At 59.8% G+C, this 8,231-nt stretch carries 10 protein-coding genes; 7 read left to right on the forward strand and 3 right to left on the reverse strand.

Features of this window, described 5'->3' with window-relative positions:
• The first annotated feature begins 114 nt into the window (after positions 1 to 114).
• The 5 genes from ABD842_RS00490 (at position 115) to lepB (ending at position 4,375) form a co-directional block, all read left to right on the forward strand.
• Positions 115 to 501, forward strand: a complete 387-nt coding sequence (locus ABD842_RS00490) for a hypothetical protein (RefSeq protein WP_345108496.1) — start codon at positions 115 to 117, stop codon at positions 499 to 501.
• A gap of 146 nt (positions 502 to 647) precedes the next feature.
• Positions 648 to 1,607, forward strand: coding sequence for a ParB/RepB/Spo0J family partition protein (locus ABD842_RS00495; RefSeq protein ID WP_345108499.1), 960 nt, complete (start codon positions 648 to 650; stop codon positions 1,605 to 1,607).
• Positions 1,608 to 1,628: 21 nt separating this feature from the next.
• A complete protein-coding gene (locus tag ABD842_RS00500) occupies positions 1,629 to 2,297 on the forward strand; it encodes a DUF5683 domain-containing protein (protein WP_345108502.1) in 669 nt (222 codons plus the stop codon).
• Positions 2,294 to 3,013, forward strand: a complete 720-nt coding sequence (gene dapB, locus ABD842_RS00505; protein ID WP_345108505.1) for a 4-hydroxy-tetrahydrodipicolinate reductase — start codon at positions 2,294 to 2,296, stop codon at positions 3,011 to 3,013. Before ABD842_RS00500 ends, dapB begins: the two co-directional genes overlap by 4 nt.
• A 165-nt stretch (positions 3,014 to 3,178) precedes the next feature.
• A complete protein-coding gene (lepB, locus tag ABD842_RS00510) occupies positions 3,179 to 4,375 on the forward strand; it encodes a signal peptidase I (protein ID WP_345108507.1) in 1,197 nt (398 codons plus the stop codon).
• A gap of 171 nt (positions 4,376 to 4,546) precedes the next feature.
• Here the strand turns inward: lepB and ABD842_RS00515 are convergent, their stop codons facing one another.
• Positions 4,547 to 5,212 (reverse strand): uracil-DNA glycosylase, encoded by a 666-nt coding sequence (locus ABD842_RS00515; RefSeq protein WP_345108510.1) that lies wholly within the window; start codon positions 5,210 to 5,212, stop codon positions 4,547 to 4,549.
• Positions 5,213 to 5,331: 119 nt separating this feature from the next.
• Here ABD842_RS00515 and apaG point away from each other — a divergent pair, with 119 nt between their 5' ends.
• On the forward strand, positions 5,332 to 5,718 hold the full coding sequence (gene apaG, locus ABD842_RS00520) for a Co2+/Mg2+ efflux protein ApaG (protein WP_345108512.1): 387 nt from the start codon (positions 5,332 to 5,334) through the stop codon (positions 5,716 to 5,718).
• Positions 5,719 to 5,802: 84 nt separating this feature from the next.
• Here the strand turns inward: apaG and ABD842_RS00525 are convergent, their stop codons facing one another.
• Both ABD842_RS00525 and ABD842_RS00530 read right to left on the reverse strand, forming a co-directional pair.
• A complete protein-coding gene (locus ABD842_RS00525; protein ID WP_345108515.1) occupies positions 5,803 to 6,570 on the reverse strand; it encodes a hypothetical protein in 768 nt (255 codons plus the stop codon).
• A 62-nt stretch (positions 6,571 to 6,632) separates the two neighbouring features.
• Complete coding sequence (locus tag ABD842_RS00530) at positions 6,633 to 7,490, reverse strand: hypothetical protein (protein WP_345108517.1); 858 nt, start codon at positions 7,488 to 7,490, stop codon at positions 6,633 to 6,635.
• Between the two features lie 6 nt (positions 7,491 to 7,496).
• On the opposite strand from ABD842_RS00530, the gene ABD842_RS00535 reads away from it, so the two are divergent.
• On the forward strand, positions 7,497 to 8,231 hold a 735-nt coding region (locus ABD842_RS00535), incomplete at its 3' end, for an IS481 family transposase (protein WP_345108520.1).

Genomic DNA, 8,231 nt, shown 5'->3' on the forward strand with positions numbered 1-8,231 from the left:
GTCGGCCTTTTTAGTTCCTATGCAACGCGAAGTTCCACTTCGCGAAACGCCCGCGCCGCCCTACCAATTATCGTTCAACGCCCCGCGCAGTGGAACTTCGCGTTGCCGCTACTTATGCCCTCTTATGCCGAGCCCCCAGGTCTGCCGCCCGACTTCCGGGTCAGCTACCGCATCTTTTCCGCCGAGGAAGGTGGCCGGAAGACGCCCGCCCACCAGCACAGCCGCTGGGATTTTCGCTACGACGATCCGGCTGTGTCTACCAGTACCTTTATGATCTGGCCCGAAGTCCTGCTCCCGAATGGGGACCCAGTACCCGATGGGCCGATTCCGACCTACGGACTGGCGGATATGTTTATTCTCCTCCCCCAAGCCCGCGCCTTCCACCAGCTACACATCCGCCCTGGCGTGCGCGGCTGCTTTGTTGAAGGCACCCGGCGGGTGGGCGCGTGTGAAGTGGTTGAGGTGCTGGGCTTGCACACTAATCCGATACAGATAGCCTAGCACCAGCGTGGCTAATAGCCAGCGCACACCCTAAACGTTCCACGATTTTTTCTCCGCCGTGGAACATTTTTTCGGCCGCTTCGCCTCGGTTTGTGTATTTTTGAATCCCGCTTCCGCCTGGTATTGGGTGGGAGCCGCTTGTAGGTATGTCAGAGACGAACGAAGAGAAAAGCACGCCGGCTGCGGCTTCCGCCGCCCCCAAACGCAAAATCGGTGGCCTCGGCCGGGGCCTGAACGCCCTGATTGAAGGCAGCTACGAAAAGAAGGGCGAGCGGCTCGTGTCGCACCCGATGAACTCCGTGGGCTTCATTCCGGTCGGCCACATTGAGGCCAACCCCTACCAGCCCCGCACCCACTTCGACCAGGAAGCCCTGCAGGAGCTGGCCGAGTCCATCCGGATTCAGGGCATCATCCAGCCCGTGACGGTGCGGCAGATGGGCACCAACTCCTACCAGCTCATTTCGGGGGAGCGGCGCCTACAGGCCTCCAAGCTGGCGGGGCTGGATACCATTCCGGCCTACATCCGCAAGGCCGACGACCAGCAGATGCTGGAAATGGCCCTGATTGAGAACATCCAGCGCGAAAACCTCAACGCCATCGAAATTGCCCTCAGCTACCAGCGCCTGGTGAGCGAGTGCAACCTCAAGCAGGAGGAGCTGGGCGACCGGGTGGGCAAGAACCGCTCGACCGTGACCAACTACCTGCGCCTGCTCAAGCTGCCGCCCGACATCCAGATCGGCCTGCGCGACACGGCTATTTCGATGGGCCACGCCCGCGCCCTGATCAACATTGAGAATGCCGACCAGCAGCTGGCCTTGTTCCACCGTATTCTGGCCGAAGACCTGTCGGTGCGCAAGGTCGAGCAGCTGGTGCGCGCCGGCGTGGCCGTGCCCCGCCCGGCCGATGCGCCCGCCGCCCAGGCCGTAGCGGAGCAGCAGATTCACATTCCGGTGGCCGAGCTGCGCCGCACCGAGCGCTACCTCTCCGACCGGTTTGGCAGCAAGGTGCTCGTGAAGCCCGGTCCGCAGGGCAATGGCGAGATTAAAATTGCGTTTGACTCGGTGGAAGACATGCAGCGCATTCTGCACATTCTGCAACCGGCCTAAACGCCTTTTATTCGTTCTGCTATGATCGGGCTACGCACCGCAACTGCTTTGCTGGGGGGGCTGGCGACTTTTGCGCTACCCCAACCGGCGCACGCCCAGGCCGCCATGACGGCCGGCCCCGACTCGGCCCGGGTCAATACCTCCACCGCCGTGGCGGACTCGGCCCGGCGCACCGAGCGGTTTCTGGGGCGGCGCCTGACGCGGCCGGCCAAGGCGGGCCTGCTCTCGGCCCTGCTGCCCGGCACCGGCCAGATCTACAACCGCAAGTACTGGAAGCTGCCGCTGGTGTACGGCGCCGTGGGCGGCACCATCTACGGGGAGATTTACTACCAGCGGCTCTACAAGGAGTTTACGAATTCCTACAACGGGCTCATCTCCAACCCCCAAGTACTGCCGTCGGGCCCGAACAAGGACGTTATCCGGGGCGACAGCAGCATTGCCTACCGCGGCATTGTGCTTTACCGCCGCCCGCGCGACCAGTTTTACTTTTACATCGGCGTTGCCTACGCGCTCAATATTCTGGATGCCGTGGTCGATGCTCACCTCAAGGACTTTGACATCAGCGACGACCTGAGCCTGCACTGGGAGCCCACCCTGATCTGGGTTCCCACGGCCATTCCGACGCCCGGCGTCATGGTGACCCTTAATCTGAACTCCCGGCGCTACCTGCGCCCAACCACTACCCTATGAAACTGTTGTTGATTGGCTACGGCAAAATGGGCCAGGCCATTGAGGCCCAGGCGCTGGCCCGCGGCCACCAGGTGGTCGGCATCGTGGACCCTACCCGTCCCGACGTGCGCATCACCGATTTTGACCCCGCCACGGTGGATGCCGCCATCGAGTTCACCCACCCCGACGCGGCTTTTGCCAACGTGATGGCCTGCCTTCGGCAAGGGTTGCCGGTGGTGTGCGGCTCCACGGGCTGGCTCCACCATTTTGCCGAAGCCAAAGCTATGGTCCAGCAAACCGGCGGGGCGCTGTTCTACGCCTCCAACTACAGCGTAGGCGTCAACCTGTTCTTTCACTTCAACGAGTACATAGCGGCCAAAATGCACCAGTTCGGCGGCTACGACGTGCAGGTGCGCGAAATTCACCACACCCAGAAAGTGGATCAGCCCAGCGGCACGGCCATTACCGCCGCCGAAGGCATCCTGCGCCACTTTCCGGCCAAAAAAACCTGGCGCAACGAGGCCACCGCCGACACCGCGGAGCTGGCCATTCTCTCGGAGCGCGCGGGACAGGTGGTGGGCACTCATCTGGTCACCTACTCCTCCGAGGCCGACAGCATCGAGCTCAAGCACGAGGCCCACAGCCGCGACGGGTTCGTGCAGGGCGCGCTGCTGGCCGCCGAGTGGCTGCCCGGCCGCCAGGGCGTATTCGGCATGAAGGAGCTGCTGGGACTATAGGGTTTCGCGGCCCGTTTGCAGCGGTTCGTTTGCAGGCCCCCGGTTTTTGTAAACTACTAAAAGTCAGGGGCAAAAAACGAATACTCCAGAACGAAAAACGAATTTTAGATATTACGTCTTTTACTGGCGGTACCTGCCGCTTTATCCGTTTCACTTCGCCGACCTATGGCCGTCCAATCCTGGGAGGAGCGCACTGCCGCCCTCAACACCGCCACTTCTGCTTCGCCGCAGCAAAAGCCCAAAGGGTTTTTCCGCGAGTGGGGCGACGCCATCCTGTTCGCCGTCGTGGCGGCCACGCTCATCCGCTGGGCCACGTTCGAAGCCTACACCATCCCGACGCCCTCCATGGAGCACACCCTGCTCGTGGGCGACTATCTGTTTGTGAGCAAGCTGCACTACGGCCCGCGCACTCCGCAGACGCCGCTGCAGGTGCCGCTCACCCACCAGACCATCTGGGGCACCAGCATTCCGAGCTATTCCGACGCGCTGCAGCTGACTTCCTACCGGCTGCCGGGCTTTTCGGAAGTGAAGCGCAACGACGTGGTGGTATTCAACGTGCCCTTCGAGAAAGAGCACCCCGCCGACCTGCGCACCAACTACATCAAGCGCTGCATCGGCATTGCCGGCGACGTACTCGAACTCCGGGAGCAGCAGGTGTACATCAACGGTAAGCCGGCCCCGAATCCGGTGGAAAGCCAGAACCGCTACACGCTGCCCATCAACTCGGACGAAACCATCCGGGGCAAGGTCTTCCAGGATCAGGGCATCTACGAGTACGGCAGCCCCGACGGCAGCCCCCAGGCCCGCATCACCGCCGTCGGCCCCGGCTACGTGGTGGATATGACGCCGAAAACCGCTGCCTACTTCAAGCAGCAGTCGTTTGTGCGCGGCGTGGTGCTCGATAAGTCGGAGCCCGGCGTGGGCGAGCCGGAAGTATTCCCCAACAACCCCGACTACCCCAGCAGCCAGCCCAACATGGGTGCGTCGCCCTTCAAGAACTGGAACAAGGACAACTACGGCCCCCTGCAGATTCCCAAAGCCGGCCAGACCGTGCAGCTGACGCCCGCCAACACGCCCATCTACCAGAAGATCATCATGCGCTACGAGCAGAACGAGGGCGTCACGCTGGAAAACGGTATGCTGCTGCAGAACGACAAGGCGCTGACCAGCTACACCTTCAAGCAGGACTACTTCTTTATGATGGGCGACAACCGCCACGACTCGCTCGACTCGCGCTACTGGGGCTTCGTGCCCAAAGACCACATCGTGGGCAAAGCCGTGCTGATCTGGATGTCGGTAAACCCCTACGCCGACTTCTTCCACAAGATCCGCTGGAGCCGCCTGTTCAACTTCATCAACTAGTTGTCATTGCGAGGCCAAAGGCCGAAGCAATCCGGCCTCTGAAATGGAGAGAGTTCCTTTTTACGGTAAAGCCCCACCGTTGAACAACGGTGGGGCTTTTGCTTTATCCTTACGCCGGGCAGAGGCTGGATTGCTTTGCGCTGCTCGCCCTGGCGCGGCAGCCGGTAGCTGCTACCACGCAATCGGCGGCAGGCCGTGCTGCTGCAGGTAGTCGTTGGTTTTGCTGAAGGGCCGGGAGCCGAAGAAGCCCCGGTCGGCGGCGTAGGGCGAGGGGTGGGCCGACTTGAGGACCAGGTGCTTTTTTTCGTCGATGACTTCCCCTTTCTTCTGGGCCGACGCGCCCCAGAGGATGAACACGACGTGCTGCTTGCCGGCCGACACTTTCTCAATCACGGCGTCGGTGAACTGCTCCCAGCCTTTTTTCTGGTGGGAGGCCGGCTCTCCGGCCCGCACGGTCAGCGTGGCGTTGAGCAGCAGCACGCCCTGCCGGGCCCAGCGGTCCAGGTTGCCGTTGGGGGCCGGCGGCGTCGCGGGCAGGTCGCTCTGCAGCTCCTTGAAGATGTTCTGCAGCGACGGCGGGGTGCGGATGCCGTCGGCTACGGAAAACGACAGGCCGTTGGCCTGGCCCTTGCCGTGGTAGGGGTCCTGGCCCAGAATCACAACTTTCACGTCCTCAAACGGGCAGGCGTCAAAGGCATGAAAAATCCCGGGGCCGGGCGGATAGACGGTGGCCGTGGCGTACTCGCCGCGCACGTAGGCAATCAGGTGGTGGAAATACGGCTTTTCAAATTCGTCGGCGAGAACCTTCCGCCAGCTTTCTTCTATCTTTACAGACATTTTTGTGGACATTGAGTTGCGTATTTTAGAACGCGGGCAAGCCGTTTGCCCGCCCGACTGCGTAGATAAACCAATTCCCGAAAGCGGCTGTTAGTTCTCCATCGTCTAGCATAGGAGCCATGAATACCACCACCACCCAGGGCGTAACGGTAAGCGTTACGACCAACTATCTGCCCGACTACTCCAGCCCGGTCCAGGAGCACTACGTGTTTGCCTACAAGATTGATATTCACAACGGCAGCGAATATACGGTGAAGCTGCTGCGGCGGCACTGGTACATCTACGATGCCAACGGCGTGGTGCGCGAGGTGGAGGGCGAAGGCGTGGTCGGCCAGCAGCCCGTGCTCGAGCCCGGCGAGTCGCACCAGTACGTATCGGGCTGCAACCTCAAGTCGGGCCTGGGTAAGATGCGCGGCACCTACCAGATGGAGCGCGTGGTAGACGGCGAAGAATTCACGGTCGACATTCCGGAGTTCACCCTGGTTGTGCCGTACCGGCTGAACTAGGGCTTAACCAACGGGCCGGCTGCCGGACAGAAGCTATATTGTGCGTTGCAAGGCTGGTGTGGCTGTGACTTGCCGGCTTTTCGCTTAGAAAGTATAGCTGTATAGTACTTTGGCCGCCACGTAGCGGCCATTGTTGCGTATTACCACTTCGTAATTGTCATTGATGCCGGTGCGGCGGTTGATGTACTGAAACCGCGTAGAGCGTAGTTCCGAGATGGTGTCAAATCCATGATAATACTGCACTGCCATACTCAGTCCACTATGCACCGTTAGCTGCCAGGTCGTGCTTAGGCCCGCGTAGGCCCCAGCGCTGCCCCGGCGCAGGTATTTAGGTTCGAGAACGTAGGTAATTTCTTCCTCGTCGTCGCTGCGGTTCTGGTCGATTCCGCTTTCAATAATCATCGTAGACGCGAAATTCTGCCGTACAATCATATAGCCCACCCCTATTTCCGGCGCGACTTTGAACCTGGCAGCGGGATTTAGGGTGTAGGCTGCCCCCAATGTAAAGTGGGCCGGCGCTGAACGTTGCTGGCTGGCTGGCCCACCAAAGCTGATTACATTTCCCGCGGCATCGCGCTCCAATACTAGATTTCTGGTTTTAATGCCTTCCAACAGACTAGCCGTGCGCACGTCGAGTACCCCCGTCCAGCGCGGCGTGAAAGTATAGCGGAGCCCCAACGAGAATACCGGGGCGACCCGGCGCAGGACTTTTGTCTTGGGCGGAAGCTTGCCCCGGTTGCTTTCCACCTGCGGGAGGCTGACACAGATACCGCTGCCGCCCGCTACCGCCCACCGGTGATGACCAACTACCTCGCACGGAAACCACAACAGGAAGAGAAATAAAAAGCGCATAGCCGGCCGGAGAAAAGAAAGCCGGAGATACCGTAGCTGGTGTCCCCGGCTCTGCTGCTGATTTACCAATTGTCCTGAATAGTCCGGAGCCGTTTCTGCCCACGGCTTACCGTGATAAAGCGAGGCTCGCTACCCATACTTCCATCACACACGAAAGTAGGATCCCAGCCTTTGTTTTCCCATTCATAGTTACTGCTCAAAACGTATTTTTGAAGACCGGTGCTGCCCTCATAAAATCGCCGCTCTAATGATGTTTTGGTAGTCTCCGAAGTAGTGCCGGTTGTGTACAAGTAAGTAGATCCACACTTTGGCCGGTAGCCAACGCCATAGGTGAGGATAATGTTGGTTTGGCGGGGCTGCCAGAGTATCCTGTTGGAAGCCGTAGACATATATTTGAGCTGCGACAGCAAGGAGAAGTAGATTCCCGCTTTCTGGTAGACGTGCTTTATCTTGGGGCAGAACCTTAAGGTGGCGCACGGAGCAGGATTGACGGAGATGGTTCCCGAATTCTCATCTTCATCTTTGTCTCCTCTAGCCCCACCCTCGAAGCAGGCTTTCTGCGCGTAGGAACCCGGCTCGCCGGACGCCAACAGGCTAAATACTTCATCTTCGGTGGCGAATTCCTTTATTTTTTCGTGCGTCTCCCCGTTCTCCAGCAGAGGCAGAAGCTTCACGTCTGCCACGTTCAGGGCTGCTACCCGGTCACGCAACATGTCTATCTTGAATATCCAGCACCCTACCTGCACAATCCGCTTTGGATTTAGCACTACCGCTAGTTTTTGATCTTCGATTTCCAGTGAATCCGGCCTTGACGCCATGGCTTCCTCTTTCTGGCGGTTAAATGCCGAAAGACACGATTCATACCCTAGCTGTATAGTCCCAGGGAGAGATGGTGTATTTTCCGGGCTGGAATTTCGCACGCACTTATGGGACAAATACTCCACGGCAGCGCCCGCACAACTTCGGCAATACGGGCCGCTATCCAACGTAGTCAGGAAAGCCTACAAACGTTAGCTTCCCGTCACGGCATCAACCTCAAAACGGTGGCTAAGTGGCGCAAACGCACGACTACGACGGATGCCGCGATGGGGCCGACGCCCGTCTCCACCGTGCTGACGCTCGCGCAAGAGGCAATGATCGTGGCGTTCAGAAAACACACGTTGTTGCCGCTCGACGATTGTCTGTATGCTTTGCAGGCCACTATTCCCCACCTGTCGCGCTCGGCGCTGCACCGCTGTCTGCAGCGGCACGGCATCAGCCGCTTGCCCTTAAGTGAAGAGGGCCAAAGCCCGCCGAAAAAGAAATTCAAGGACTATCCTATTGGCTACTTACACGTCGATTTTGCCGAAGTGCACACCGAGCAAGGCAAGCAGTACCTCTTTGTGGCCATTGACCGCACCAGCAAGGTAGCCTTCGCTGAACTCCACCCCCGCGCTAAGCGGGTGGTAGCGGCAGCGTTTCTGCGGCGCGTGCTCGACAAGCTGCCTTACAAAGTACACAAGGTATTGACCGATAACGGCGTACAGTTCACGGCGCAGCCGCATCAATTGCTGCCAGGCGGGCACAGCTTTGACCGCATCTGCCGCGAATATGGCATCGAGCATCGCCTGACCAAGCCTGCCCACCCGTGGACCAACGGCCAGGTCGAGCGCATGAATCGC

Source organism: Hymenobacter algoricola (assembly GCF_039539525.1).
GTDB classification, from domain to species: domain Bacteria; phylum Bacteroidota; class Bacteroidia; order Cytophagales; family Hymenobacteraceae; genus Hymenobacter; species Hymenobacter algoricola.